Source organism: Paraburkholderia unamae (genome assembly GCF_003096875.1).
Lineage (GTDB): Bacteria > Pseudomonadota > Gammaproteobacteria > Burkholderiales > Burkholderiaceae > Paraburkholderia > Paraburkholderia unamae.
This window is the reverse complement of record NZ_QEOB01000015.1, coordinates 41,852-66,247: the sequence shown is the minus strand read 5'-3', so window position 1 is coordinate 66,247 and position 24,396 is coordinate 41,852. Positions and strand designations below refer to the sequence as shown.

The window sequence follows — 24,396 nt, the reverse complement described above, 5'->3', positions numbered from 1 at the left end:
GGCGTTGCGACACCTGGGCGCAGTGCGTGCAACGGCGCAATCCCGCAAAACGAATAAGCATTTCACAATCGCACTTAATAGCTTTAACTCGAAACTTGGTTGGTTCGCGTATTTAGCGCGTGATTAGATCGCAGCACTTCAATCCGTCGTATGGGAATCAAGCATGTCGAACCGGTCAGGCAAAGAGGGCGGCGCGTTCGCGCCATTCAAGTGGTTGCGCACGCTGGCGTGCCTCGGCGCGTTTGCGTTGCCTTACGCGGCGCACGCGGCCGATCCCTATTGGGTGGGCGTGAGCGGGCCGCTCACCGGCCAGGACGCGCAGTACGGCGAGCAGTGGAAGCGCGGCTTCGACCTCGCGCTCGAACAGATCAACGGTAGCGGCGGCATTCACGGCCATCCGTTGCAATACGAGTTCGAGGACAGCCGCAGCGACCCGCGCCAGGCCGTGGCGATCGCGCAGAAGTTCACGGGCGACAGCCGTATCCTGCTCGAACTGGGCGACCTCTCCAGCGGCGCTTCGATGGCGGCTTCGCCCATCTATCAGCGCGCGGGCCTCGTGCAGTTCGGCTTCACGAACTCGCACCCCGACTTCACGAAGGGCGGCGACTATATGTGGAGCACGGCGATCAGCCAGGCCGAGGAACAGCCGATGCTCGCGCGGTACGTGACGGGCGGCCTGGGCTTCAAGAAGATTGCGGTGCTCTATCTGAACACCGACTGGGGCCGCACGAGCGAGGACATCTTCGCGAAGGCCGCGCGTTCGAACGGCGCGCAGATCGTGGCCGCCGAAGGCTACCAGCCCGACGAAAAGGACTTTCGCGCCACGCTCACGCGTGTGCGCAGCGCGAACCCCGATTCGATCGTGCTGATCTCGTACTACTCGGACGGCGCGCAGATCGTGCGTCAGGCGCGCACCGCCGGCGTCACGCTGCCCATCGCGGCAGTGGGGTCGGTGTACTCGCCGAAGTTTCTCGAACTCGGCGGCAACGCCGTGAACGGCGTCTATACCGAGTCGAACTTCTTCCCCGGCGATCCGCGCCCCGAGGTGCAGAGCTTCGTGCAGCGCTATCGCGCGAAGTACGGCGCCGACCCCGACACGTTCGCCGCGCGTGCCTACGACGCCATGATTCTCTCGGGCGAACTGCTGCGCCGCTACGGCGCGACGCGCGCCGCCGTGCACGACGGCCTCGCGAAGATCGACGATGTGCCGAGCGTGATTTTCGGGCACTTCCGCTTCGATGCGCAAACGCGCCGCGTGGCGGGCGCGAAGAATCAGGATCTCGTCGTGAAGGACGGCAAGTTCGCGCGCTGGGACGGCGCAAGCGCGCTGCGTACGCAATAAGCGTGGCGACTCCTTAGGCCTCCAAACGGAAACCTGGCGACCATGAGCGCATGGCTTGACTACACTCTCAACGGCCTGATCGTCGGCAACATCTATGCGTTGCTGGCTGTGGGGCTGGCGCTGATCTTCGGCGTCTCGCATCTCATCAACTTCGCCCACGGCTCCGTCTACATGGTGGGCGCGTTCGTCGGCTGGCTGTGTCTCACGCGGCTTGGCTTACCGTTGCCGCTCGCGCTCGCCGCCACCATCGCGGCTTGCGCGGTGCTCGGCATGGCGATCGAGCGCATCGGGCTGCGGCCGCTGCAAGGCGCGGCGCGCATCGCACCGTTGCTCGCCACCATCGGCATCAGTTTCGTGCTCGACCAGCTCGCGCAACTTGTGTTCGGGCCTGACCCGCGCCCGGTGCCGTCACCGCTGCCGAACTGGACGCTCTCGATCGGCGGCGCCACGCTGGGCTCGCTCGACGTGCTGATCGCGGCGATCGGCATCGGCGCGGCCGCCGTGCTCTATGCGTTCCTGCGCTTTAGCCGCCTTGGCTGGGCCGTGCGCGCGACGGCGCAGGATCGCGACGCGGCGCAGCAGATGGGCGTGGACGTCAACGCGGTGAACCGCGTGGTGTTCGCGATCGCGTGCGGACTGGGCGGGCTGAGCGGCTTGCTCGTCGGCATGTACTACAACAGCATCGACCCGGCGATGGGCTTCCAGGCCACCCTCAAGGGCGTCGTGGCGCTGCTCATAGGCGGCCTCGGCAACGTGCCGGGCGCGATTGCGGGCAGCCTGATTCTCGGCCTCGTGGAAAGCTACGGTGTGGCGCTCTTTGGCACGAGCTACCGCGACCTGTTTGCGTTCGTGCTGCTGCTGGCGTTTCTCGTGTGGCGTCCTAACGGTTTGTTCAGCGCGAACCGGCGCCTGCCGCCCGAGCCGCTTACGGGCACCTTCGTTTCGAACCGGCGCGCGATCAACGTGCCCAAACCTGTGATCGCCGTCCTCATCGCGATCGCCGCCGCGCTGCCGTTCGCGGTCTCTTCCGGCTATGTATTGCAGACGCTCACGAACGCGTGGATCTACGGCCTGCTTGCGCTGAGTCTCACGCTTGTGGCGGGCACGGTAGGGCAGATTTCGCTGGGGCACGCTGCGCTGCTGTTGATCGGCGCCTATGCCTCGGCGCTGCTCTCGGCCGATTTCGGCTGGTCGCCCGCGTTGACCATCGTGCTCGCGGGGCTGCTGACGGCGGCGCTCGGCACGCTGCTCGTGTATCCGTCGTTCCGCCTGCGCGGCCATTATGTCTCGATCGCGACGCTCGGCATTGGAGAGATCGTGGGGCTCGTCGTGCTCAACTGGGATGGTCTCACACGCGGTCCCATCGGCGTGTCGGGCATCGCGCCGCTCTCGCTGTTCGGCTGGACGCTCGACAGCGCACGCTCGGTCTACTGGTTCACGCTCGCCGTGTTGATCGTGCTCGCGCTGCTGCAACTGCGGCTGCTGCACTCGCATCTGGGCCGCACGTGGCGCGCGGTGCGTGAAGACGACGTGGCCGCGCGCGCCTATGGTGTCAAACCGAACCGTTACAAGGCGCTCGCGTTCGCGTGGGGCGGATTCGCGGCGGGCATAGGCGGCGGCATCGCCGCGCACCTGTACAGCTATATCAACTACCAGACCTTCGACTCGCAGGTCTCGATTCTCGGGCTGACCATGGTGATTCTCGGCGGCCTGGGGAATGTTGCGGGCGCAATCATCGGCGCGACGGCGCTCATCAGCCTGCCCGAGCTGTTCCGCTTCGCCGCGGAGTATCGCATGCTCGTGTACGGCGTCGTGCTTTTGCTGCTCGTGCGGTTCAGGCCTCAGGGCTTGTTCGGTTCGGTTTGAAGGGGAAACACCATGTCCACGAATGCCACGGCGAATGCCGAAATCCTCTTCGATGTGCGTAACGTCACGCGCCGCTTCGACGGGCTGACCGCTGTAGCGGGGGTGAGCTTTTCGATTGCGCGCGGCGAATGCGTGAGCGTGATCGGTCCGAACGGCGCGGGCAAGTCGACGCTCTTCAATCTGCTCGCGGGCGCCGACATGCCCAACGAAGGCGTGATCCGCTTCGACGGCGAGGACGTCACGGGCTACGCGCCCGAGCAGCTTGCCGCGCGAGGCCTTGCGCGCACGTTCCAGCATGGCCGCGTGTTTGGCAACCTGAGCGTGCTCGACAACGTCTTGATGGGCGCGCATGCGCGCCTCGAAGTCGCGCGCCGTGGCTGGCCGGTTGCGGGCGCGGTGGCGGAACTGCTGCGCGCGTTGTTTCAGCCGCCCGCCGTGCGGCGCGCCGAGGCCGCGCTGCGCGCCGAAGCGCACGCGGTGATCGAGCGCTTTGGCGAGCGGCTCACGCCGCGTGTCGACCAGCCCGCGCACAGCCTCTCCTATGCGAACCGGCGGCGCGTGGAGATCGCGCGCGCGCTGATGCTCGGCCCGCGCATTCTGCTGCTCGACGAACCGACCGCCGGTATGAACGAATCCGAAACGGCCGAAATGCTCGCGCTGCTGCTCGAACTCAAGCGCGAAGGGCTGACCATTCTGCTCATCGAGCACAAGCTCGAACTCGTGATGACGCTGTCCGACCGCGTGCTCGTGCTCGACGAGGGCCGCGTCATCGCGCAGGGCGCGCCGCACGAGGTGCGCCACGACCCCGCCGTGATCGAAGCCTATCTCGGCCATCGCCATGTGGGCGCCGACGACCTTTCGCGCGCGGTGGCCGTATGAGCGAGGCGCAAGTCATTCCACTTTTCAACGACCCGACCCGCGAACGCCGCACCATGACCACGCCGCTCCTGAAGCTCGACCACATCGACACGTTCTATGGCCAGAGCCAGGTCCATTTCGGCGTGACGGTGGCGGTGCCGCGCGGCGAGATTGTCTGCCTGCTCGGCGGCAACGCAAGCGGCAAATCGACCACCATGAAGGTGATTCTCGGCCTGCACAAGGCGCGCGCCGGTACGGTGAGCTTCGACGGCGCACCGCTCGACGGGCTCGATACCGCACAGATCGTGCGCCGCGGCATTGCCTCCGTGCCCGAGGCGCGGCGGCTGTTCGGCGACATGAGCGTGCGCGAGAATCTGCTGATGGGTGCCTTCACGCGGCGCGACCGCGAAGGCATTGCGGAAGACTACGAGCGTATGCTGACCTTATTCCCGCGTGTGAAGGAGCGGCTCAACCAGCGCGCCGGCACGCTCTCGGGCGGCGAGCAGCAGATGCTCGCGATGGCGCGCGCGCTGATGAGCCGACCGAAGCTCGTGTGCATGGACGAGCCGACCATGGGGCTCTCGCCGCTTTACGTCGACAAGGTGCTCGACCTGATCCGCACGATCAACGCCCAGGGCGTGACGTTCTTCATGGTGGAGCAGAACGCGAGTCTCGCCTTGCAGATCGCGCATCGCGGCTACGTGCTGCAAACGGGGCGTGTGGTGCTCTCTGGCGAGGCTTCCGCGCTGCTTGCGGACGAGCGCATTCGCGACGCCTACCTGGGCGGCCCGCTCGCGGCACAAACGGCGTCGTAACCGATGGGAGCAGGCGGCGCGCGAAATCGTTCGCGCGCCGCCTCGCATTACTTTTCCCTCACGCCGCGCCGCCTTCCACGAAGCGCAGCGCGACGCCCGCGGCATCGGCGGCGGCCACGCGCAGCGCGCCGTCCGCAGTTGTGGCGAAGGCAACGCCGTTGCGTGCGAACAGTTGCCGCAACGTGCTGAGCGAACGCACGCGCAGATCCAGCGCCACGTAGCGCTCGCTCCCATCCTGGGTGACGGCAACCGCGCCATATCGGCGCTCGGCCTCGGCCGGCGTCACGAACTCGACGCTCGCGCGCCCGGCCTTCAGACGATAATGATCCTCGCTGACCGGCTCGATGACGCCGGGCCCGAACAGACGCTCATAGAGATCGGCGATCCGTTGCGGCGTGGGCGAAGCGACGACGAAGCCGACAATGTCGGTCACGCCGTTCGGATGCTCCCGGTCCTCGTCGCGCCATACGAGCTGCGGCGTGAAGTGATGGCAGAAAAACGTGCGGCCGTTGCGCACGAGTTCCGCGCCAAGACGCACGGTGCGAAAGCGCGCGTCCTGTGCGCCGCCTTCCAGTTGAACGGGACGGAAGAATTCGGCGGGCGGCTCGACCGCAATGCCGCGCGCGGTGATCGCCTCGTGCAGCGCGAACGAATCGTCGGTCTTGAACACGAGTCCCGAGAGGCCCGGCGGCGCATCGACAATGTCCGGGCGGTTCACGCGCTTGCCTGGCTCGAAGCCGAGCAGTTCCAGATAGTTCTCGCCGAAGATCGCGAGGTGATTGCTCGATCCGAGCGAGTGATGACCGCGCGCGGTCAGGGCAAAGCCCAGCTTGCGATAGATGTCCGACGCCTGGTCGAGCTGATCCTTGACGTTGACGACGACGTGGTCGAGTACGGGGGCGGGGATGCGACTCATTGCAGCGTATTCCTCCAGTGTGCAGGGTGCGGAACGCATGCCACGAAGCCCGCTGCGATTCCGCTGGGTGGGAAAGACGCTCAAAAGTGTACTGACTGTTGCGCACGCCTAGAACCAAGCGATCGTGATTTGTTCAGCGCGATTTGGCAGAAGGCGGGGCCTTGCGCCCCGTCTCTCGCCTGGTGGTTCAACGCTCCCACGTCGGCGCCGTCGGCGTGTTTTCCCTTGCATATCGCTCGATCGCCGCCTTGAGCACAGTGCGCTCGATCGCGCCTTCGTCCGCGAGCGCGCCGAGCGCCGCAATCGCAATGGCGATTCGATCGACCTCGAAGAACTCGCGCAGGGCCGCGCGCGTGTCGCTGCGGCCAAAGCCGTCGGTGCCGAGCGTGACATAGCGTCGTGGCACGTAGGCGCGAATCAGTTCGGGCACGGCGCGCACATAGTCCGTCGCCGCGACGACCGGGCCACGGGAGCCTTCGAGCACCGACGTCACATAGGGCGGCGTTCCAACCTCCGCCGCACTGAAGCGCCGATTCCGCTCGGCGGCGACACCGTCGCGATGCAGTTCGGTGAAGCTCGTGACACTCCACACCGCCGCCTCGATGCCCCAGTCTTGCCTGAGCAGTTGCGCGGCCGCGAGCACTTCGCCGAGGATCGCCCCCGAGCCCAGCAACTGAACGCTTGCTTCAGTGCCTTGTGCGTCGTGAAGCGGGTAGATGCCTTTGAGCACCCCCGCGCGCAGCGATTCGAGATCGGCGGCCGGTGCGGAGGGTTGCGCGTAGTTTTCGTTGGTGACGGTCAGGTAATAAAACACGTCGCGCTGACGTTCGACCATCTCCCGCATGCCTTCATCCATGATGAGCGCGACCTCGTAGGCAAACGCGGGATCGTAGGCCCGGCAGTTGGGCACCGTCGATGCGGCGAGATGGCTTGTGCCGTCCTGATGCTGAAGTCCTTCTCCGCCGAGCGTCGTCTTGCCCGCCGTGGCGCCAATCAGGAAACCGCGCGCGCGCTGGTCCGCCGCCGCCCAGATCAGGTCGCCGATGCGCTGAAAGCCGAACATCGAGTAGTAGATGTAGCAGGGCAGCATCGGCAGATCGTGAACGCTGTACGACGTCGCCGCGGCGATCCACGACGAGATGGCGCCGGCTTCCGAAATGCCTTCCTCGAGGATCTGGCCGCCGCTGTCCTCGCGGTAGTACAGCATCGTGCCGAGGTCCTCTGGTTCGTACAACTGACCAAGCGGCGAATAGATCCCGACCTGGCGGAACAGGTTGGCCATGCCGAAGGTGCGCGCCTCGTCAGCGACGATCGGGACGACGCGCGGCCCGAGCGTCGGGTCCTTCAGGAGACTGCCCAGCATGCGCACGACCGCCATGGTCGTGGACATTTCGCGGCCGTTGGCATCTAGCGAGAACTGCGCCCAGGAAGCGAGATCGGGCACCGCCGGAACCGACGACGCTGCCTGTCGCCGCCGGGGCAGGTAGCCGCCGAGCGCCGCCCGGCGATCGTGGAGGTACTTCATCTCCGCACTCGTGGCGGCGGGCTTGTAGAAGCGCAACTGCTCGACGTCCTCATCCGACAAGGGCAAGCGGAACCTGTCCCGGAACGCCTTGAGTTGCTCGACGTCGAGCTTTTTCTGCTGGTGCGTCGTCATCCGCCCCTGGCCGATCGGGCCCATGCCGAAACCCTTCATGGTCTTGGCGAGGATGACGGTCGGCTGGCCGCGGTGGCCGGTCGCCTTGTGATACGCGGCGTGGAGCTTGCGAACGTCGTGGCCGCCACGGCGCAGGCGGTCGATGTCGTCGTTGCTCAAATGGGCCGCCAGTGCCGCAAGCTCGGGATTCTGGTTGAAGAATCGTTCGCGGTTGTACTGGCCGTCGTTCGCGGAGAAGGTCTGGAACTGGCCGTCCACCGTATTGGAAAAGGCGCGCAGCAACGCACCGGTGCGATCGCGCGCGAACAGGGCGTCCCAGTCCGAACCCCAGAGCACCTTGATGACGTTCCAGCCCGCACCCGTGAATTGCGCTTCGAGTTCGTCGATGATGCGGCCGTTGCTGCGCACCGGGCCGTCGAGCCGCTGGAGATTGCAGTTGATCACGAAGACCAGGTTGTCGAGACCCTCGCGCGCGGCGAGCGACAACGCGCCGATCGATTCGGGCTCGTCCATCTCGCCGTCGCCGAAAAATCCCCAGACTCTGCGCTCATCGGTGGTCGAGAGGCCGCGATTCTGGAGATAGCGCATGAAACGCGCCTGGTAGATGGCATTGATCGGCCCGATCCCCATCGAGCCCGTGGGGAACTGCCAGAAGTCCGGCATCAGCCACGGGTGCGGATACGAACACAGGCCCGGCCCCGCGATCTCCCGGCGGTAGTGTTCGAGATGGGTTTCGTCGAGAAAGCCTTCGAGATACGCCCGCGCGTAGACACCCGGCGACGAATGCGGCTGGAAGTACACCAGGTCGCCTCCGCCCGCGGCGCTCGCACCGCGAAAGAAGTGATTGAAGCCGACTTCGAACAGGTCGGCCGCCGACGCGTAACTGGCGACGTGTCCGCCGAGTTCGCCATAGGCCCGGTTCGCGCGAACCACCATGGCCAGGGCGTTCCAGCGCAACGCCGCCGCAAGCCGTTCTTCCGTTTCCACGTCGCCCGGGTACGGGCCCTGTTGCTCGACCGGGATCGTGTTCACATAGGGCGTCTTGCTAGCGCGGGCCGTCGCGACGCCGCGCGACAGCGCATGGGCGGCAAGGCGGTCGAACAGGTACTGCGCCCGGTCGAGGCCCACGTGCTGGATGACGCCGTCCAGGGCGTCGAGCCACTCGGCGGTCTCGTGCGGATCACCGTCTTCCTTGCTTTGGGTAAGGGCCAGCAGCGACGCACCGCCGCTCGATAAATCGGTCATGACACAACTCCGGATGGGGGAAAACGGGTGTCTGAACTTGCTTGGGATCGTCGTGCCAGCTTACGCGCCGAGCCGCAGAATGTGCGTCTCTTTTGACTCCGGAATCGTTACCGTATAGTGTAGAAATTCCTTCAATCGGCTTGTTTGAGGAATTTGCGCACTATGACTTCAGAACAGAAGTCCGGCCCCCGCCGGCTCGACCGCATCGACATCGCGATCTTGCAGCAGCTTCAGAAAGACGCTCGCATCACCAACGCCGAACTGGCGCGCGCCGTCAATCTTTCATCGACGCCGTGCTTCAATCGCGTGCGAACGCTGGAGCGGCTCGGGCTGTTCCGCCAGCAGGTCACGCTGCTGGACGCGGAAGCCCTCGGGCTGCATCTGAATGTGTTTATCCAGGTCAGCCTGGAGAAACAGGTGGAAGACGCGCTGAACCGCTTCGAAGAAGCGATCGCGGAACGGCCCGAGGTCATGGAGTGCTATCTGATGACCGGCGACGCCGATTACCTGCTGCGCGTCGTGATGCCCGACATGCAGAGCCTGGAGCACTTCATCGTGCACTGGCTCACGAAAATTCCCGGCGTGTCGAATATCCGGTCGAGCTTCGCGCTCAAGCAGGTCCGCTACAAGACGGCGCTGCCGTTGCCGGCGAGCGGGATGGAACTCGTCGCGCGGCACGATGCGCCGATCGAGTGGACTTGAGCGTGTGACGCCGCGCCTTAGTCGCTGAGGAAACGGCCGAGGGCGGCGAGCACCTCACCGGGCGCGTCCTCGGGCAGCAGATGACCGCCAGGCAAGGCCTCGCCCCGCACGTTGTCGGCCCACCTGGACCACGTTTCGACCGGCGATGTTTTGCGCGCCTTCTGCTCCCGCTCGCTCCATAGCACGAGCACCGGGCAGGCGAGCTTGCGTCCGGCGGCGAAGTCGCTCGTGTCGTGTTCGAGATCCTCGGTGACGGCGGCGCGATAGTCCTCGCATATCGCATGACGCACATCCGGGTTCCTGAACGCGGTTCGATACGCGTCAAGCGCCAACGGATCGATCCGGTCGAGCCCTCCCGCCATCTTCGCCAGCGCGGCGTCGATATAGGCGTCGGGGTCGGCCGCCAGCATCCGCTCGGGCAGATCGGCCGGTTGAGCCAGAAAGAACCAGTGCCAGGCGTTGAGCGCGAAAGCCTTGTCCACGCCGGCGAGCGCATCCATCGTCGGGATGACGGTCAGCGAGGCATACGCGGCGACGCGCCGGGGGTGATCCAGGGCAAGCCGATACCCCGCGCGTGCGCCCCGGTCATGCCCGACGACTGCGAAGCGCTCGTGCCCGAGCGTGTCCATCAACGCCGTGAGCGCCGCCGCCACGCGGCGTTTGCCCCATCGCGGCGTGTCGTTGCGGGTGCGGCTCGCGCCGTATCCCGGCAGGTCGGGCACGACGACGGTGTGCGACCTGGCGAGCGCGGGCGCGATCAGGCGCCAGGCAACGTGGGTTTGCGGGTAGCCGTGCAACAGCAGCACCGGCGATCCGCTTCCGCCAATCTTGCCGCGAAACGAGACATCGTCCGTTTCGACTTCGAGATCGGCGAAGCCTGGAAAGAAGTCCTTCACCGTGGTGCGTTCGGCTTCGGGTGTCATCAATATCTCCTTGTCGCGCCGTGCGTCATTGCGCGGACGCCGTCCTGACGAATTCGGCCAGATCGCGATTGAAACGATCGGATTCCTCAATGAATGGCGCATGCCCCGACTCGGCGTACACCTTGGTGGCGATGCGCGGATTCAGCGCGCTCGCGCGCTCCAGCGTCGCGCGCGTATTGACCAGTGCATCGCGGCCGCCGTAGAGAAAGAGCAGGGGCACGCGCGCCTGGCCGATGCCTTCGGCCGCGGACACCGTCATCGTGGGGATTTCGCGCTGCATGTCCCACGACGCCATCGCCGCGTTCGCCACCAGACGGTCGAACGTGTCCGGCTCCGGCTGACGGTTGAAGCACAGGCCGACGAACGTGCGCTCGCCGTCGAGATGGGTTTTCAGGTCGGGTGAATTCATGTCTTCGTAGACCTGCGGGTGACTCACGAGTTGCTCGGGCGTGAGTTCGACCACGCCATCGACATACACGGCCCCGGCAATCTCACGATCGCCGTACGCCGCCAGGTAGTTCGATATCACCACGCCGCCAAGCGACCAGCCCACCAGCACGGGCTTGCGCGCGTGCGAGCCCTTGATGACCGCCGCGAGGTCATCGCCCCAACGGCGGCCGTCGCGGTACGGCTCGGCGCCCGATGGTTTGTCCGATAGCCCGTGGCCGCGCAAATCGTACGTAATGATGCGGTATTGGCGCAACTCGGGGCTTTGCACCTGCGCCTGCCAGTTCAGACGGCTGCCGAGCAGGCCGTGAATCAGAATAACCGGAGGACCGTCAGGGTTACCGCTTTCCTGCACTGCCAGTTTCACCCCGTCGTTCGACGTGACCATGTAGCTGGCAGGGGCAGGGGCGGCAGCCGCGTCGGGCGGCGTGGCGAACAGCATGGCTGCCGTGATCGCGGCAAACGGCAATGAGGTGAGCATTCGGGCGCGCATGGTGCGTTCCTCAAGAGTGGACAGTGCGCCCAGTCTCAACCCTCACACTGGTGTGAGAGTCAAGCGTCTTTGTGCTAGTCTCGTTTCATGAACACGATGCCCTCGAACGAGATGCTCTCCATTGGCGAGCTTTCACAACGCACCGGCGCCAGCGTGCGATCGATCCGCCACTACGACGAGCACGGTTTGCTCGCCTCGGTGCGCGCGAGCAATGGCTACCGCATATTCCCCGCCAAGGCGCTTACGCAGGTCAGGCAGATCCAGCGCATGATCGCGAGCGGCTTCACCATCGACGATATTCGCGGCTTTCCCGATTGCATGCTGCTGATCGACGGCGCGCGTTCCTGCGACCAGATCACCGATGTCCAGCGGCAACGCCTCGAAGCCATCGATCGCCAGATCGCCGACCTCGAAAAGCGGCGTTCGCGGCTCATCAAGACCTTGTCGGAAGGCGCGGTTCCGCCCGTCGAGTGAGCGTGCAACGGCACGACGGCTAGGCCGGCAGCAGGCCCGCCGCGCGATAGCCGTCGATCAACGCATCGTAGAGCGATAGGTCCGCGCGGCTCCTTGCAAGCAACTGCGCGCCGGCGATGGCCGCGAAGATGGCGCGCGCCCGTTGTTCGCTCTGCGCGGCGTCGACCACGTTCGCCGCGCGCAGCACCTTGGCCAGCCACGCCACGTTCACGTCGGCGAAGGTGCGAACTTCCTGCATCACCTCGTCGGGCAGGTCGTCGGATTCGGCGGCCATGAAACTGCACAGGCACATGCGATTGCCGCTCTCAAGCGCCTTGCGAAACGTGGCCGGGTAGCGCCGCAGGCACTCGCGCGCATCCACGGCCCCGGCGAGTTCCGCCTCCAGCGCCGCCGCGGTGTTCTCCCAGTAACGCCGCGCGACCGCCGCGCCAAGGTCGGCCTTGTTCGCGAAGTGATGGTAGAGGCTCGCGGCCTTGATGCCCACCTCGTCCGCCAGCTCGCGGACATTCAACCCGTTGTAGCCATGCGCCTGCGCGATCCGGGTCGCGGCCAGCAGGATCTTCTCCCGGGAACTTGAGCCCGCGTCGTTCTTCACTGCCTTCGCCTCCGCCTACACGAATTTGTGGTTGACGCCTCCGATTATAGCCTTTATGGTTAACCTAACGATCGTTAGGTAGATGAATTTACGCAAGCGCGGCGGGCTCCCGCATCGCCGCGCCTAACCCATTGCTCATACGAAGAGAGGCCGGCAATGACATCCAGCACCGCCCACCGCGCAGCGGCCAGGCACCCCGCCATGACGATTTACGATTTCCCGCGCGGCCCGTATCCCACCCGCGTGCGCATTGCGCTGGCGGAGAAGGGCCTGGCATCGCACGTCCGGTTCGTGATGGTCGATTTGTACAAGGGGGAGCACAAACGGCCCGAATTCATTGCGCGCAAGAATTATTCGGGCACGCTGCCGGTGCTCGAACTCGACGACGGCACGCTCATCGCCGAATGCACGGCGATTACCGAGTACCTCGATGCGCTCGACGGTGCGCCTGTGCTCACGGGCTGCACGGCGCGCGAAAGAGGGGTGATCCACATGATGAACAAGCGCGCCGAGCTGGAGTTGCTCGACGCCGTGAGCGTGTACTTTCATCACGCGACGCCGGGGCTCGGGCCAGACGTGGAGCTTTACCAGAACGCCGAGTGGGGCTTGCGTCAACGCGACAAGGCGGTGCGGGGCATGCACTATTTCGACGGTGTGCTCAGGCAGCAGCCGTTTGTCGCCGGAGAGGCATTCTCGATGGCCGACATCACGGTCATCGCGGGTTTGCTCTTTGCCTCGATCGTGAAGCTTCCTGTTCCTTCGGAATGCGAAGCACTGCAAGCATGGCATGCGCGCATGATGGCGCGCGAGAGCGTGGCGCGACAGCCTGCCTACTCCTCGCACGCGTAGCCGTCAAAAAGCCATCACGCCTGGTTCCCGCTACGCCGAACGGCGCGCTCCCGAGGCGCTTTTCCTGGGAGTGGGCCGACGTTTCGCCGCACTCGCCGCACTCGCTGAATTCGCCGCCGCAAGTTCCTCGCGAGTCAGCACCCAGCCCGTGTTGCCCGCCAGCGCATCGACCATGAAATCGATGAAGGTGCGCGCCCTCAGGGGCATTTGCGCGCGCCTTGCGTAGCAGATGTAGAGCCCCAGATCGTCGCTCAGGTTGTGGGTCAGCAAGGGCAGCAAACGACCGGTGCGAATCAGGGGAACCGCGCTGAAACTCCCCAGTTGTCCGATACCGACGCCGCTCGCAACGGCGTCCGTTTCGAGTTCGGGTTCGTTGGTGCAGAGCACGGTAGGCACGTCGCGGTACACCGTCTCCTTGCCGACGCGGAACACCCACGGCGCGACGCGTCCCGTGTTCGGCTGCCGGTAGCCCGTGCACGCGTGGTTCGCCAACTCGTCGATATGCTGCGGCGCGCCGCGTTGCGCCACGTAGTCCGGCGACGCGCACACAATGAGCTGCACGGGCATCAGCCTTCGGGCGATGAGCCGGCCGTCCGCGGGCAGGCCGCCCCGGAAACCCACGTCGATGCGATCGGCGATCCAGTCGGAAAACCGGTCGTCGAACTGCAAGTCGAGCGCGACTTCGGGATAGCGCTCGCGAAACCGCAGGATGAATGGCCACAGCACGGCTTTCCCCAGGCTTTGCGGGGCGCTTACGCGCAACGGCCCGGCCATGGTTTCCTTGCCGCGCCGGGCGTCGGCGAGCGCCTTCAGCAAGCCCTCGTGGGCCGGCTGCACCTCGCCCAGAAACCGTTCGCCCGCTTCGGTCAGGCTGAGGCTGCGCGTGGTGCGATGAAAGAGCCGTAGGTCCAGATGCTGTTCGAGCTGCGCGAGCGCGAGACTCGCGGCCTGCGGCGCAATGCCCAGATCAGCCGCCGCCTTGCGCAGGCTGCCGAGCGTGGCCGCGCGCAGAAACACCGTGATTGCCCTGATCTCGTTCACTTTTCCGATTCCCGATTCCCGTCCGGCAGCGTGTGACTCACAAACGACTCACGAACGATGCACAAACGATTGGCAAGATTTTCGTGATTATAAATCCGCCGATCAGGGGCTAGTTCGTTGCGGGTCGCTTGCCTATATTTTGCGGGAAGCAGACGGTCTGCTTCGGCATCCACCTTGAAAAACCCGCACAGGAGCTTGAACATGGGCAGCACATCGAAAATCTGGTTCGTCACCGGCGCGTCGAAGGGCGTGGGACAACACCTCGTGACGCAACTTCTCAAACGTGGCGATTGCGTCGCCGCCACGTCGCGAACGCTCGAATCGCTGGTCGAGTCGTTTGGTGAAGCGTCGGCGCAATTTTTGCCGCTCGAGGTCGATCTGACCCAGGACGACAGCGTGCGCGCGGCGCTCGAACAGGCGTTCGCCACGTTTGGCCGGCTCGACGTGATCGTCAACAACGCGGGCTACGCGCAGCAAGGCACCGTGGAAGCCCTGTCGGACGATGAAATCCGGCGCAATTTCGACGTGAACTTCTTCGCGCCGGTCACGGTGCTGCGGCATGCGCTCGCGCGCCTGCGAGCCCGGCGCAGCGGGCACGTCATCAATATCGCGTCGATCGTCGGCTATCAGGGCGGCTACGCGGGCTGGGGCAGCTATGTGGCGACCAAGTTCGCGCTCGCGGGCCTGAGCGAATCACTCGCGGCCGACGTGGCGGAACTCGGCATCAAGGTGACCGTGGTGTATCCGGGCCCCGTGCGCACGGACTTTCTGGCGGACGGTGCGCTCGCGGTGGCCAGGCGCCAGATCGATGAATATTCCGAAGCAAAGGCCTCGCTCGATTTGCACCTCGACACGCTGCATGGCCGCCAGCCGGGCGATCCGGACAAACTGGCCGCGTTGATCGTCGATTGCGCCAATGAGGCGTCGCCACCGTTGCACCTGTTCGCGGGCAGGATCGCCGTGGACCTGGCCGATCAAAAGATCGCGGCGGTGAAGCAGGATCTCGCGGCCTGGAAGGAGGCGGCCGTGGCAACGGATTTCGCGGACGCCGTGTGAGCAGTCAATGAGCGACTAATGAGCGACCAGCGAGCGCCGGGCGGCGTTAGCGCGGGGCATGCATGCGTCGGCCTTTTTTCCTGATCTCGCGTGACAGGTCGCCCAGCGTGACATTGGCGAACTTCTTGAGCAAGGCTTCTTCGGCTTCGCGCACGGTGGCCGAAAGATGCGCATTCACCGCCTGCTCGACGAGACATTGCGGATCGTCCTCGCTCACGAGATCGGAGAAGAGGGCGGGCTCGCCCGCGCTGCGATACACGTCGAGCAACGTGATGTCGTCGAGCGCCACACTGAGCGCCCATCCGCCGCCGTGCCCCTTTTCCGACTGGACGTAGCCGCTCTCGCGCAGGCCCGCCAGCAAGCGGCGCACGACAACGGGGTTCGTGCACAGCATCTCGGCGATCGCCTCGGAAGTCAGGGGGTGGTCGGCGTGTTCCATATGCAGCAGCGCGTGCAGCACGCGGGACAGTCGGCTATCCGTTCTCATCGACGCACTCTCTCTCGAAACATTTGAAGTTGCATGAATGATACCATTCGACCTATCATGTAACTCCTGATGTTTCATGATGGTGTCATGTCGCGCGACGTGTGCCTCCCACCCAACCGGAAAAGCACTCATGCAAGAACACTACGATGTCGCGATCGTCGGCGGCAGCTTCGCGGGCCTGTCGGCCGCCATGCAACTCGCGCGGGCGCGGCGGCGCGTCCTGTTGATCGACGCCGGCTTGCCGCGCAACCGTTTCGCGGCGCATGCACACGGTTTTCTCGGTCAGGACGGTGTGCCGCCGGCCGAAATCGCCGCCACCGCAACGAAGCAGTTGCTCGCCTATCCCACGGTGACGTGGGTCAAGGGCGAGGCGCGCCGGGCGTCCGGCGAACAGGGCGCGTTTCAGATCGAACTCGCCGACGGTTCGCGCAGCACGGCGGCGCGCCTCATTCTCGCCACGGGCATCAAGGACCAACTGCCCGCCATACCGGGCCTGGCCGAGCGCTGGGGCGTGAGCGTGCTGCACTGTCCTTACTGTCACGGCTATGAGGTGGGCGGCCGGCGGCTGGGCGTGCTGGCCACGCATGCGCACTCGCTCCATCAGGCCATGCTGATTCCCGACTGGGGCCCGACGACGTGGTTCACGCAGGGCGTGCTCGAACCCGGTGCGATTGAGGCCGCGCACTTGCAGGCGCGCGGCGTGAGCATCGAGCGCACGCCGGTGGCCGAGGTATTGGGCCAAGCGCCCGGTATCGAGGCGCTGCGTCTGGTCGACGGGCGCATCGTTCCAGTCGACGCGCTGTTCGTAGGCCCGCGCACCGAGCTAACCAGCGATCTGGCCGCTCAACTGGATTGCGCCATCGACGAAGGGCCGATCGGTCCTGTGATTCGCGTGAACGACTGGAAGGAAACGAGCGTGCCGGGCGTCTACGCCGCAGGCGATATGTCGTCCGCGATGACGAACGCCACGTTCGCCTCCGCCTCGGGCGTCATGGCGGGCGTGGCCGCGCACCGGTCGCTGATTTTCCCGGCGTAAGCGGGGCAGCGGGCTGTCGAGGGTTGTCGTCGCGATGTGGGCGGGATATGGGCGGAAAGCGGGCAGGAAGCAGGCGGATCGAATGATACGCACGCGTTGATTTACCATTAGGCTCCCACGTCCCGGTCCCGCATCGCCCATGGAACTCCGGCATCTCCGCTATTTCATCGCCGTCGCCGAACTGCGCGGCGTACGCGCGGCTTCCGAGCAACTGCACGTGACCCAGCCCGCGATATCGAGGCAGATCCAGGACCTCGAACAGGCCATCGGCGCGGCGCTGTTCGAGCGTACGCCGCGCGGCCTGACGCTCACGGCCGCGGGCGAAGCCTACCTCGCCGAGGCGCGCGACATCCTCGCGCGCGTCGATGCCGCCAATCGCCTCGCCCGGCAAATCGCCTCCGGCTTGCACGGGCATCTGCGCATCGGCTTCGTCGAAAATGCCGCCTGGAGCGGCGTGGTCTCCCGCGCGCTGCGCGAGTTCGAGCGGGTCGTCCCGCAAGTCTCGCTCGAACTGCAACCGATGAACACGCCCGAGCAACTCGAAGCCATCGCGGCAGGGCGGCTCGACGGCGGCTTTTGCTATCGCGTGGGCGTGCAGCCCGAAGGCATCGCCGGGGTGCCCGTGCTCGAACAGAATGTCGTGCTGGCCGTGCCCGAAGCGTGGCCGCTCGGCCAGGCGGGGCCCGTGGCGGCCGCCACGCTGCGGCAAACGCCGTTTATCGCGTTCCCGCGCCGCGTCTACCCGGCGTATTACGACCGGCTGCTGTCCGCCTGCGCCGAACGCGGACTCACGCTCGATATCCGCCAGGAGGCCAGCACCGAAACGGCCATTCTGTCGCTCGTCTCAGCGGGCATGGGCGCCGCGATCGTGAATGCCGCGAATCGCGACCGGCCGCCCGCGCGCGTACGTTTTGTCGAGTTGCAAGACCTTTCGGTGCCGCTGCCGCTCGAATTCTGCTTCGTGGCGAACGGCGCCAACGTGGCGCTGGAGCGATTCGTCGAGCAACTGCGGTAGGGTCGCGCGCTCACCGGGGGAAAAGGAACCGTACGCGGTGATGCCTTCAAGGCATCGCCCGCCGCAGAAAACGGCATTGGCCAGGCATTTTATCGTCGGCGATAGTGAAGGCAACCGGGGCGCTGCCCCGCCTTTCACTGCTCTCCGATCGCGCCATGACCCAGCCCGCTTCGCTTATCGCCACCGATGTGGATTTCGAACGCACCGGTTTCCAGACCGGCGCCCTCCGTCTGCCCTGGTCGCACGACCGCTCGGCCTACGGGCACATTCCCATTCCTCTCGCGGTGCTCAACGCCGGCACGGACACGGGGCCGACGGTTCTGCTCACGGGCGGCAATCACGGCGACGAATACGAGGGGCCCGTCGCCCTGTTCAAGCTGTTGCAGCGGTTGCCGTCGATGAAGATCCGCGGGCGCATCATCGTGATTCCCGCGCTGAACTTCCCCGCTTTTGCCAATGGCTCGCGCACGTCGCCCATCGACCGGGGCAACCTCAACCGGTTGTTCCCAGGCGCGCGCAACGGCCAGCCGACCGAAATGATCGCGCACTACGTCGAAACGGAACTGCTGCCGCGCGCCGACGTCGTGATCGATCTTCACGCCGGAGGCGCGTCGTTCGACCATCTCCCCACGCTGCTCGCTTCGCCGCCGGAGCGGGGCGCGAATACCAGCGAAAAGCGCGCGCTCTATCTCGACCTCGTGCGCGCGTTCGGCGCACCGGACACGATGATCATGGATCTGCTCGGCGAAGACCGCACGTTCGCGGCGGCGGCCGAACGCCACGGCAAGCTGTTCCTGTGCGGCGAGTTCGGCGGTCACGCGGGCTGCGACGCAGCCAATCTCGCGATCGTCGAAAGCGGCCTGAGCCGCGTGCTGCACCGGCTCGGCGTGACACGGGAGCCCGATGCGCCGCCCGCGAGCGACACCCGCTTTCTGCGCGTGGAAGGCACGGCCCACTATGTGTATGCGCCGCTTGCGGGCGTGTTCGAACCGGCTTTCGCACTGGGCGATCGCGTTCGCGAAGGTCAACTGGCCGGACGCCTGTTCGATCCGCACCAGCCCTGGCAAGCGCCGCGCGAGCTCCGCTTCCAGGCGCACGCCAAGGTCATGTGCCTGCGCACGTTCGCACGCGTGGAGCCGGGCGACTGCATCGCGTTGCTCGCCGCCGACGCCGTCGTCGACTGAGCGCCGGACAAGACAACCGACCAGGTTGCCCGCTCGCCGCCTCATCATCAGGAGACCCCGCTTGAGCCCCTATCCTCCCTCGACGCCATCGACGCCCACGACTGCGTTGACCGAACCGCCCGCGCACGCCTCCCGGCCGCTCTCCGGCGAAGTGCGCCATCCGGTCTACGTCGTGCTGCTGTTCTTCCTGTGCTTCGCGTTTTCGTATCTGGACCGGCAGATCGTCAGCATTCTCGTGCAGCCGATCAAGCAGTCGCTCGCGCTCACCGATACGCAGATCGGCCTGTTGCAGGGTCTCTCGTTCACGCTGTGCTACGCGACGGCGGGCGTTTTCGTCGCGCGGCTCGTGGACCGGAGCAATCGCGTGAAGCTGATCGCCGTCTGCATCGCCATCTGGGCGATCTCGACCACGGCATGCGGCTTCGCTTCGAACTTTCCCGAACTGCTCGCCGCCCGCGCGGGCACCGCGATCGCGGAAGCGGCGCTTAGCCCCGCCGCGTTATCGATCTTCAGCGACATCTTCACGCCACGCCGCGTGACGCGCGCGAACAGTGTCTTCATGCTCGGGCCCTATGTCGGTGGCGGGGTGGCGTTGTTCGGCGGCGGCCTGCTGTTGTCCGCCGCGCACGGCGAGCGCGGCGCGTGGCTCGCGGCACATGGCGTCGAGCCGTGGCAGGCGGTGTTCATCGCCGTGGGCCTGCCCGGACTCCTGTTGGCGGCGCTCGTGGCCTGCACGGTGCGCGAGCCCGCCCGGCGGGAAACCCATGCGCATGCGGCGCATGCGAACGATGTCATGCCGTCGCTGCGCGATGTCGTGACCGAACTGTTCGTGCGCAATCGCTTTTGCCTGCCGTATTTCGCGGCCTATGTGGCGTTGATCACGTTGTTCTACTCGCACGCGGCGTGGTTCCCCAGCTTGTTGATGCGGCATTTCCATCTCACGCCGAAGGCCGTGGGCCAGTTGGCCGCGCCAGCGTACATGATCGGCGGAACGCTCGGCGTGGCGTGCGCGGGCATGCTCGCCACCCGCGTCACGGACGAAAGCGCCTTGCGCAAGGTGCTCGGTTTCTCCGCCGGCGCGGTTGCCGTGCTGGTGCCGGCCGCGATTGCGATGCCGCTCGTCGGCAGCAGCACCGTGGCGATCACGCTCTATGGCGCTTGCGCGTTCACCGCGAGCATCGCCATGGGCCTCGCCCCCGTGCCGTTGCAGATCGCCGTGCCCAACCGCATGCGCGGCCGCTCGCTTGCCTTGCTCGTGTTCATGACCAACGCGATCAGCGGCGGCGTGGGCCCGCTTGCGGTCGGCTACCTGAACGAGCGCCTGGGTCACACCGGCAACAGCCTGGGCGTGGCGCTGGCCGTGACCGGCGGCGTGTCCGCGCTCATCGGCGCCGCACTCTATGCACTGGCCATGCGCCGCGTGCCGGTTCGGCATACTCTCGCTACGGAGTGAGACGCTCCAGGGCCTTCAATACACGAACATCGTTATGAAAGACGCTTTCCTTAGCCTGACCGTGGGTGACGCGATCGTTACCCGTGTCGACGAAACCGCCTTCGCGCTGGCGCCCGACGTCCTGTTCCCCGACTGGAACGCCGACGCCGGCCGCGCGCTGGAACAACGCCTCGCGGCGGCCAGCCTCGACCTCCCGGGCCAGCGCGTGCCGATGCGAACGCACTGGTGGGTCGTGCAGGTCCACGGCCTGACCATCGTGGTCGATACGGGCATCGGCAATGCGAAGGCGCGGCCGTTCAGCGCCTTGTTCGACCGGCTCGACAACCCGGTGCTGGCGCGCTTCGAAGCGGCGGGCTTCCGGCGCGAACAGGTGGACTTCGTGCTGCTCACGCATTTGCACGTCGATCACGTGGGATGGAACACGCACTGGCAAGATGGCCGCTGGACGCCCGTCTTTCCGAACGCGACCTATGTATTCAGCCAGGGCGAGCGCGACTTTTTCGCGACGCCCGCCGGGGAGCCGCGCCGCATGGTGTTCGAAGACAGCGTCTTGCCCGTGATCGAAGCGGGACAGGCGCGCGTCGTGCCCGATGCGGGCGCGCAACTCGTGGACGGCGTGCGCTTTCTGCCCACGCCGGGCCACAGCATTGCGCACATGGCGATCGAGATTCGCTCGGCAGGGCAGGCGGCGCTGTTCTCCGGGGACGTCATGCATAGCCCGTTGCAGGTCTATCGTCCCGAGTGGAATTCGACGTTCTGCCGCGATCTGCCCCAGGCGCGCGCCTCGCGGCAGTGGTTGCTCGACCACGCCGCGAACACCGGTGCGATCGTGTTCCCCGCGCACTTTCCCGAAACCTCGGCCGGGACGGTGCGCAAGGGAGCGCACGGCTTTGAATGGCGCTACCTCGACGACCCGCGAAGCTAAGCGGCGAGCCTGGCGGGCCCGAGCAATTCGGCGGCGAACATGCCCGCCGCCGACACGGCGTCCACGGCGAAGCAGCCGATGTGCTCGCGGATCGTCGCGGCGAAGCCGATCGTCGAAAGGCCCGTGCAGGAGAACGCGATCACCCGCGCACCCGCCTCGTGCAACCGGCGCACGGCGTGCAGCGCCGCCGCCTGGCCCTCGGGCGTGAGCAGGTCGTTGGTTTTCGTGACGCCCTCGGGGCGCGCGTACGCGACATCCTCGCCGAGCAGCCGTCGAAAGGGCAGCGGCGCCTGCGCGCCGATGCCCAGCACCGCGACCGGCAGCCCGGTGAGCGCCGCGACGCGCGCCGACGCGCTGCCCGCGCTCACCACCGGAATGCCGACTGCCTCGCGCAACAGCGCAAGCCCGGGGTCGGCCGCGCAACTCAGAAAGAGCGCACGCGCGCCATCGGCTTCCATCTGCCGGCCGAGCGCGACGATCTTCGGCACGGCGAGCGCTTCCGTGTGCGCGTCGAAGATGCCGGTGGGCTGATCGGCGATACAGCGCGTGAACGAGTCGATGCCGTACTGCGCCTTGATGAGGCGGCCGTGCTCCAGCAACACCGCCTCGTCCTGCGTCGTCAGCACGCGAATAATGCCGAGCGTCATCGTTGCACTCACGAAAGGCTCGCGCCGGGCGCAAGCGGTTGCGGCGCCGCGCCGTGCACGAAGCGCACCGCGTCGTGCGGGCCGTGCAGCGTGACGGCATCATGCTCCACGCGCAGCCAGTCGCCCTCGGGCAGCCCGATCACGCTCGCATGCGGATTGGCCACGAGATATTCCTCGATCCGCTGGTTGCGCGTTTCACCCTGATGCCCGGCGGGCAGCGCGTTCGTGTAATGCGGATTGATCTGGAAGCCGATCAGATCGAGCGCTGCGAAGCCCTTCGGGTCGACGATCGGCATATCGTTAGTCGTGCAGATGGTCGGGCAGGCGAGATTCGCGCCCGCACTCCAGCCGAGGTAGCGCGCGCCGCCTTTCACGGCTTCGCGGATCGGATCGAGCAGGCCGCGCGTGCGGCATTGCGCGAGCAACTGGAACGTGTTGCCGCCGCCCACGACGATGAGTTGCGTCTGCGCAAGCGCCGCCTGCGCTTCGGCGGCGCTCGCGAACGTATGCACCGAGCGCAGCGACACGTTTGCAGGCGCAAGCGCGGCGGCGACCTTGGCCGCGTACTCGTCCCAGCTCATCGTCACGCCCGCGAAGGGCACGAACAGGGCTTCGGTGGTCTGCCGGCCGCCGCCGGGCGTGAGCGCGCGAATCGCGTCGAGCGCATGAACGAGGTAAGCGCCGTCGGGGCCGCGCGAGTTGCTCAGAAGCAGGGCGTTCATTGAAGGACCTCCGCAGTCAGTCGCGCGATGAGCGCGTTGGAAAGGATCACGGGCAAGCCGCTCGCTTCCTGCACGATCTGGCGATGGCGCTCGACGAAACCCATGCAATCGAGAATCAGCAGGTCGGCGCCTTCGTCGCGCAACTGGCGCGCGGCGGCGATCAGCTCGCCGGTCTCGTCGGCGTTCCGGTACGGCGAGGCGGCGGCGCAGATCGGCGCGCGGTGCAGCCCCGCCCACTTGCGGAACTCGCTGTCGATCTGGCTCGCGAGCGGCACGACGATGCCTACCTGCCGCTCGCCCGCGAGCGCGGCGGCCGCGGGCGGCACGATCCGGTCGGGCTCGATGAGCCACGCGGCGCGGCCTTCGAGACCGTGGAACTCGCCGGTGCAGAGCACGAGCACCACGTCGCAGCCTTGCGCGGCGAGCGCATCGATTTTCTCCTGCAACACCGCGCGCACGGCCGGCTTGTCGATGACGACGGACGAGCCGTCGAGCAGGCGCGAAACGAGCGTGGCGTTGCCCGGTTGCGGCGCGTAGCGCGTTTCAATGGCCTCGCGCGTGAGGCCGTCGAGCACGCCCATGTGCACGCGCGGCAGCGCGGCGGGCAGGTGGGCGTCGAGAATGGGCGTGATGTCGGCGCGCGGCGCCTGGCCGATCGTCAACGTGCCGAGCTTTCGTGTTGTCATGTGGGCCTCCTCATCGACCGGGATGACGCACCTTCAGATGCGCGAGCGAGCCATAAAGTTCGAGCAAGCGCGCGTAGTCCTTCTCGTCGTGGAACGCGCAGGTGCCGCGCCCGAATTCCTTGGCGACCTCCACCGCGAACTTGACTGCGAGCGCGATGTCGCCCTCGTGGCTCGCGCCCGTGCCGCAGCCCGGCACCACGCTTTGGGTCGTGATCGCCACGCCCACCACGGGGGCGCTCGTCGCGATGGACGGCTGCATGATGCTGTTCAGGTGATGCACGCCGTTGCCGTAGGGCGTGATGTCCTGCGTCGTCACGGGGAAGGTGACCGCGGGCTTGCCGCTCGTCATCTCCATGATCCGGATGAGATCCTCGGACACGCGCAGAATATAGCCATCCTTCACGGTCGGGGAGATCGCGTAGCCGCTGTGGTTGATGATGCGGTTGCCCTTGGTCGTGTCGATCGAGAGCACGGCGTCCATCTCGTCCCAGACTTCGTGGGCGTTGACGTCCTCCGTGTCGATGGGCGAGTCCATGAAGTCGACGGGGTCGTGCGGGCGCGTGGGCGCGGTGGGGCAAACGTGCGTGGTGAGGAACACGTCGCCGGGCAGCGGGTCGCCGTTGCGGCGCATTTGCGCGAGCTTGAGCGCGGCTGCGACGGCGGCGATGGCGCCGTCTGCATCCGACACGAGACCGATGCGCGAAGGCCGCGCGCCAATGCCGCCGAGCCGCCCGACGATGCCGAGCGTTTTGGCCGTGCCGCCGCGGCGCTTGCCGTTGTCGCCGGGAATGGCAATCTTGACGAAATCCGTCGTGCCCTTCGGGCCCCCGATCTCGGTCACGTCGACGCTCACGCCTTCGTCGGCGAACGGGGCGAGCAGATCAACCACGGTTTGGCCGCTGGCGTAGCGGCTGTCGAAGGCTTCGAAGACCTGTAGGGTTTGTGCAAGACTCATAGGATGG

General features: G+C 66.3%; 25 protein-coding genes. 13 read left to right on the top strand and 12 right to left on the bottom strand.

What is annotated here, in order from left to right:
* Window positions 1-163 precede the first annotated feature (163 nt).
* The 4 genes from C7402_RS28520 to C7402_RS28505 are packed head-to-tail and all read left to right on the top strand — an operon-like array spanning window position 164 to window position 4,881.
* On the top strand, window positions 164-1,342 hold the full coding sequence (locus C7402_RS28520) for an ABC transporter substrate-binding protein (protein ID WP_116612991.1): 1,179 nt from the start codon (window positions 164-166) through the stop codon (window positions 1,340-1,342).
* 42 nt (window positions 1,343-1,384) lie between these two features.
* The gene (locus C7402_RS28515; RefSeq protein WP_116612990.1) at window positions 1,385-3,208 is read left to right on the top strand and encodes an ABC transporter permease; all 1,824 of its coding nucleotides are present in this window, start codon (window positions 1,385-1,387) and stop codon (window positions 3,206-3,208) included.
* A 12-nt stretch (window positions 3,209-3,220) separates the two neighbouring features.
* Complete coding sequence (locus tag C7402_RS28510) at window positions 3,221-4,087, top strand: ABC transporter ATP-binding protein (RefSeq protein WP_112176524.1); 867 nt, start codon at window positions 3,221-3,223, stop codon at window positions 4,085-4,087.
* Window positions 4,084-4,881, top strand: a complete 798-nt coding sequence (locus C7402_RS28505) for an ABC transporter ATP-binding protein (RefSeq protein ID WP_244314962.1) — start codon at window positions 4,084-4,086, stop codon at window positions 4,879-4,881. The genes C7402_RS28510 and C7402_RS28505 overlap by 4 nt, the downstream gene beginning before the upstream one ends.
* 58 nt (window positions 4,882-4,939) lie before the next feature.
* Here C7402_RS28505 and C7402_RS28500 read toward each other — a convergent pair whose 3' ends face one another.
* Window positions 4,940-5,797, bottom strand: a complete 858-nt coding sequence (locus C7402_RS28500) for a VOC family protein (protein WP_116612989.1) — start codon at window positions 5,795-5,797, stop codon at window positions 4,940-4,942.
* 187 nt (window positions 5,798-5,984) lie between these two features.
* Window positions 5,985-8,699: an alpha-ketoglutarate dehydrogenase gene (gene mdeB / locus C7402_RS28495; RefSeq protein ID WP_116612988.1), complete on the bottom strand. Its 2,715-nt coding sequence runs from the start codon at window positions 8,697-8,699 to the stop codon at window positions 5,985-5,987.
* A 162-nt stretch (window positions 8,700-8,861) separates the two neighbouring features.
* Here mdeB and C7402_RS28490 point away from each other — a divergent pair, with 162 nt between their 5' ends.
* Window positions 8,862-9,401: an Lrp/AsnC family transcriptional regulator gene (locus C7402_RS28490; protein ID WP_112176529.1), complete on the top strand. Its 540-nt coding sequence runs from the start codon at window positions 8,862-8,864 to the stop codon at window positions 9,399-9,401.
* Between the two features lie 17 nt (window positions 9,402-9,418).
* Here C7402_RS28490 and C7402_RS28485 read toward each other — a convergent pair whose 3' ends face one another.
* The gene (locus C7402_RS28485; protein WP_116612987.1) at window positions 9,419-10,324 is read right to left on the bottom strand and encodes an alpha/beta fold hydrolase; all 906 of its coding nucleotides are present in this window, start codon (window positions 10,322-10,324) and stop codon (window positions 9,419-9,421) included.
* 25 nt (window positions 10,325-10,349) lie between these two features.
* On the bottom strand, window positions 10,350-11,264 hold the full coding sequence (locus C7402_RS28480) for an alpha/beta fold hydrolase (protein WP_116612986.1): 915 nt from the start codon (window positions 11,262-11,264) through the stop codon (window positions 10,350-10,352).
* An 87-nt stretch (window positions 11,265-11,351) separates the two neighbouring features.
* Here C7402_RS28480 and C7402_RS28475 point away from each other — a divergent pair, with 87 nt between their 5' ends.
* Complete coding sequence (locus C7402_RS28475) at window positions 11,352-11,738, top strand: MerR family transcriptional regulator (RefSeq protein WP_112176534.1); 387 nt, start codon at window positions 11,352-11,354, stop codon at window positions 11,736-11,738.
* Window positions 11,739-11,757: 19 nt separating this feature from the next.
* Here the strand turns inward: C7402_RS28475 and C7402_RS28470 are convergent, their stop codons facing one another.
* A complete protein-coding gene (locus tag C7402_RS28470; RefSeq protein ID WP_116612985.1) occupies window positions 11,758-12,333 on the bottom strand; it encodes a TetR/AcrR family transcriptional regulator in 576 nt (191 codons plus the stop codon).
* A gap of 156 nt (window positions 12,334-12,489) precedes the next feature.
* Here C7402_RS28470 and C7402_RS28465 point away from each other — a divergent pair, with 156 nt between their 5' ends.
* Entirely contained in the window at window positions 12,490-13,182 is a 693-nt protein-coding gene (locus tag C7402_RS28465; protein WP_116612984.1) for a glutathione S-transferase, read from the top strand.
* A gap of 30 nt (window positions 13,183-13,212) precedes the next feature.
* On the opposite strand, the gene C7402_RS28460 is transcribed toward C7402_RS28465, so the two are convergent.
* Together C7402_RS28460 and C7402_RS46430 are read right to left on the bottom strand one after the other, a co-directional pair.
* Entirely contained in the window at window positions 13,213-14,223 is a 1,011-nt protein-coding gene (locus tag C7402_RS28460) for a LysR family transcriptional regulator (protein WP_116612983.1), read from the bottom strand.
* Window positions 14,220-14,426, bottom strand: coding sequence for a hypothetical protein (locus tag C7402_RS46430; RefSeq protein WP_133254568.1), 207 nt, complete (start codon window positions 14,424-14,426; stop codon window positions 14,220-14,222). Before C7402_RS46430 ends, C7402_RS28460 begins: the two co-directional genes overlap by 4 nt.
* On the opposite strand from C7402_RS46430, the gene C7402_RS28455 reads away from it, so the two are divergent.
* Window positions 14,425-15,279, top strand: a complete 855-nt coding sequence (locus tag C7402_RS28455; protein WP_116612982.1) for an SDR family oxidoreductase — start codon at window positions 14,425-14,427, stop codon at window positions 15,277-15,279. The two genes, C7402_RS46430 and C7402_RS28455, sit on opposite strands and share 2 nt — an antisense overlap.
* Window positions 15,280-15,325: 46 nt before the next feature.
* Here C7402_RS28455 and C7402_RS28450 read toward each other — a convergent pair whose 3' ends face one another.
* Window positions 15,326-15,766, bottom strand: coding sequence for an Rrf2 family transcriptional regulator (locus C7402_RS28450; protein WP_112176544.1), 441 nt, complete (start codon window positions 15,764-15,766; stop codon window positions 15,326-15,328).
* 130 nt (window positions 15,767-15,896) lie between these two features.
* Between C7402_RS28450 and C7402_RS28445 the strand changes: the two genes are divergently transcribed.
* The 5 genes from C7402_RS28445 (at window position 15,897) to C7402_RS28425 (ending at window position 21,379) form a co-directional block, all read left to right on the top strand.
* Window positions 15,897-16,802 carry an NAD(P)/FAD-dependent oxidoreductase gene (locus C7402_RS28445; protein WP_116612981.1) on the top strand — a complete coding sequence of 302 codons (906 nt, stop codon included), beginning with the start codon at window positions 15,897-15,899 and terminating at the stop codon, window positions 16,800-16,802.
* A gap of 139 nt (window positions 16,803-16,941) precedes the next feature.
* A complete protein-coding gene (locus C7402_RS28440) occupies window positions 16,942-17,817 on the top strand; it encodes a LysR family transcriptional regulator (protein ID WP_112176547.1) in 876 nt (291 codons plus the stop codon).
* Window positions 17,818-17,972: 155 nt separating this feature from the next.
* Complete coding sequence (locus C7402_RS28435; RefSeq protein WP_116612980.1) at window positions 17,973-19,001, top strand: succinylglutamate desuccinylase/aspartoacylase family protein; 1,029 nt, start codon at window positions 17,973-17,975, stop codon at window positions 18,999-19,001.
* A gap of 106 nt (window positions 19,002-19,107) precedes the next feature.
* Entirely contained in the window at window positions 19,108-20,454 is a 1,347-nt protein-coding gene (locus C7402_RS28430; protein WP_116612979.1) for an MFS transporter, read from the top strand.
* 34 nt (window positions 20,455-20,488) lie between these two features.
* A complete protein-coding gene (locus C7402_RS28425; RefSeq protein ID WP_116612978.1) occupies window positions 20,489-21,379 on the top strand; it encodes an MBL fold metallo-hydrolase in 891 nt (296 codons plus the stop codon).
* On the opposite strand, the gene C7402_RS28420 is transcribed toward C7402_RS28425, so the two are convergent.
* Genes C7402_RS28420 through C7402_RS28405 form a run of 4 tightly spaced genes read right to left on the bottom strand, consistent with a single transcriptional unit; the run spans window position 21,376 to window position 24,389 of the window.
* Window positions 21,376-22,038 (bottom strand): aspartate/glutamate racemase family protein, encoded by a 663-nt coding sequence (locus C7402_RS28420; RefSeq protein WP_208949016.1) that lies wholly within the window; start codon window positions 22,036-22,038, stop codon window positions 21,376-21,378. The two genes, C7402_RS28425 and C7402_RS28420, sit on opposite strands and share 4 nt — an antisense overlap.
* The gene (pepE, locus tag C7402_RS28415) at window positions 22,035-22,748 is read right to left on the bottom strand and encodes a dipeptidase PepE (RefSeq protein WP_116612976.1); all 714 of its coding nucleotides are present in this window, start codon (window positions 22,746-22,748) and stop codon (window positions 22,035-22,037) included. The genes C7402_RS28420 and pepE overlap by 4 nt, the downstream gene beginning before the upstream one ends.
* A complete protein-coding gene (locus C7402_RS28410) occupies window positions 22,745-23,434 on the bottom strand; it encodes an AroM family protein (RefSeq protein ID WP_116612975.1) in 690 nt (229 codons plus the stop codon). Before C7402_RS28410 ends, pepE begins: the two co-directional genes overlap by 4 nt.
* A 10-nt stretch (window positions 23,435-23,444) precedes the next feature.
* A complete protein-coding gene (locus tag C7402_RS28405; RefSeq protein ID WP_116612974.1) occupies window positions 23,445-24,389 on the bottom strand; it encodes a DUF1177 domain-containing protein in 945 nt (314 codons plus the stop codon).
* Window positions 24,390-24,396: the final 7 nt, after the last annotated feature.

Excerpts from the sequence above, each read along its gene's own strand:
- C7402_RS28520 (WP_116612991.1), top strand. The coding sequence starts at position 164 with ATGTCGAACCGGTCAGGCAAAGAGGGCGGCGCGTTCGCGCCATTCAAG.
- C7402_RS28515 (WP_116612990.1), top strand. The coding sequence starts at position 1,385 with ATGAGCGCATGGCTTGACTACACTCTCAACGGCCTGATCGTCGGCAAC.
- C7402_RS28510 (WP_112176524.1), top strand. The coding sequence starts at position 3,221 with ATGTCCACGAATGCCACGGCGAATGCCGAAATCCTCTTCGATGTGCGT.
- C7402_RS28505 (WP_244314962.1), top strand. The coding sequence starts at position 4,084 with ATGAGCGAGGCGCAAGTCATTCCACTTTTCAACGACCCGACCCGCGAA.
- C7402_RS28500 (WP_116612989.1), bottom strand. The coding sequence starts at position 5,797 with ATGAGTCGCATCCCCGCCCCCGTACTCGACCACGTCGTCGTCAACGTC.
- mdeB (WP_116612988.1), bottom strand. The coding sequence starts at position 8,699 with ATGACCGATTTATCGAGCGGCGGTGCGTCGCTGCTGGCCCTTACCCAA.
- C7402_RS28490 (WP_112176529.1), top strand. The coding sequence starts at position 8,862 with ATGACTTCAGAACAGAAGTCCGGCCCCCGCCGGCTCGACCGCATCGAC.
- C7402_RS28485 (WP_116612987.1), bottom strand. The coding sequence starts at position 10,324 with ATGACACCCGAAGCCGAACGCACCACGGTGAAGGACTTCTTTCCAGGC.
- C7402_RS28480 (WP_116612986.1), bottom strand. The coding sequence starts at position 11,264 with ATGCGCGCCCGAATGCTCACCTCATTGCCGTTTGCCGCGATCACGGCA.
- C7402_RS28475 (WP_112176534.1), top strand. The coding sequence starts at position 11,352 with ATGAACACGATGCCCTCGAACGAGATGCTCTCCATTGGCGAGCTTTCA.
- C7402_RS28465 (WP_116612984.1), top strand. The coding sequence starts at position 12,490 with ATGACATCCAGCACCGCCCACCGCGCAGCGGCCAGGCACCCCGCCATG.
- C7402_RS28455 (WP_116612982.1), top strand. The coding sequence starts at position 14,425 with ATGGGCAGCACATCGAAAATCTGGTTCGTCACCGGCGCGTCGAAGGGC.
- C7402_RS46430 (WP_133254568.1), bottom strand. The coding sequence starts at position 14,426 with ATGTTCAAGCTCCTGTGCGGGTTTTTCAAGGTGGATGCCGAAGCAGAC.
- C7402_RS28450 (WP_112176544.1), bottom strand. The coding sequence starts at position 15,766 with ATGAGAACGGATAGCCGACTGTCCCGCGTGCTGCACGCGCTGCTGCAT.
- C7402_RS28445 (WP_116612981.1), top strand. The coding sequence starts at position 15,897 with ATGCAAGAACACTACGATGTCGCGATCGTCGGCGGCAGCTTCGCGGGC.
- C7402_RS28440 (WP_112176547.1), top strand. The coding sequence starts at position 16,942 with ATGGAACTCCGGCATCTCCGCTATTTCATCGCCGTCGCCGAACTGCGC.
- C7402_RS28435 (WP_116612980.1), top strand. The coding sequence starts at position 17,973 with ATGACCCAGCCCGCTTCGCTTATCGCCACCGATGTGGATTTCGAACGC.
- C7402_RS28425 (WP_116612978.1), top strand. The coding sequence starts at position 20,489 with ATGAAAGACGCTTTCCTTAGCCTGACCGTGGGTGACGCGATCGTTACC.
- pepE (WP_116612976.1), bottom strand. The coding sequence starts at position 22,748 with ATGAACGCCCTGCTTCTGAGCAACTCGCGCGGCCCCGACGGCGCTTAC.
- C7402_RS28410 (WP_116612975.1), bottom strand. The coding sequence starts at position 23,434 with ATGACAACACGAAAGCTCGGCACGTTGACGATCGGCCAGGCGCCGCGC.
- C7402_RS28405 (WP_116612974.1), bottom strand. The coding sequence starts at position 24,389 with ATGAGTCTTGCACAAACCCTACAGGTCTTCGAAGCCTTCGACAGCCGC.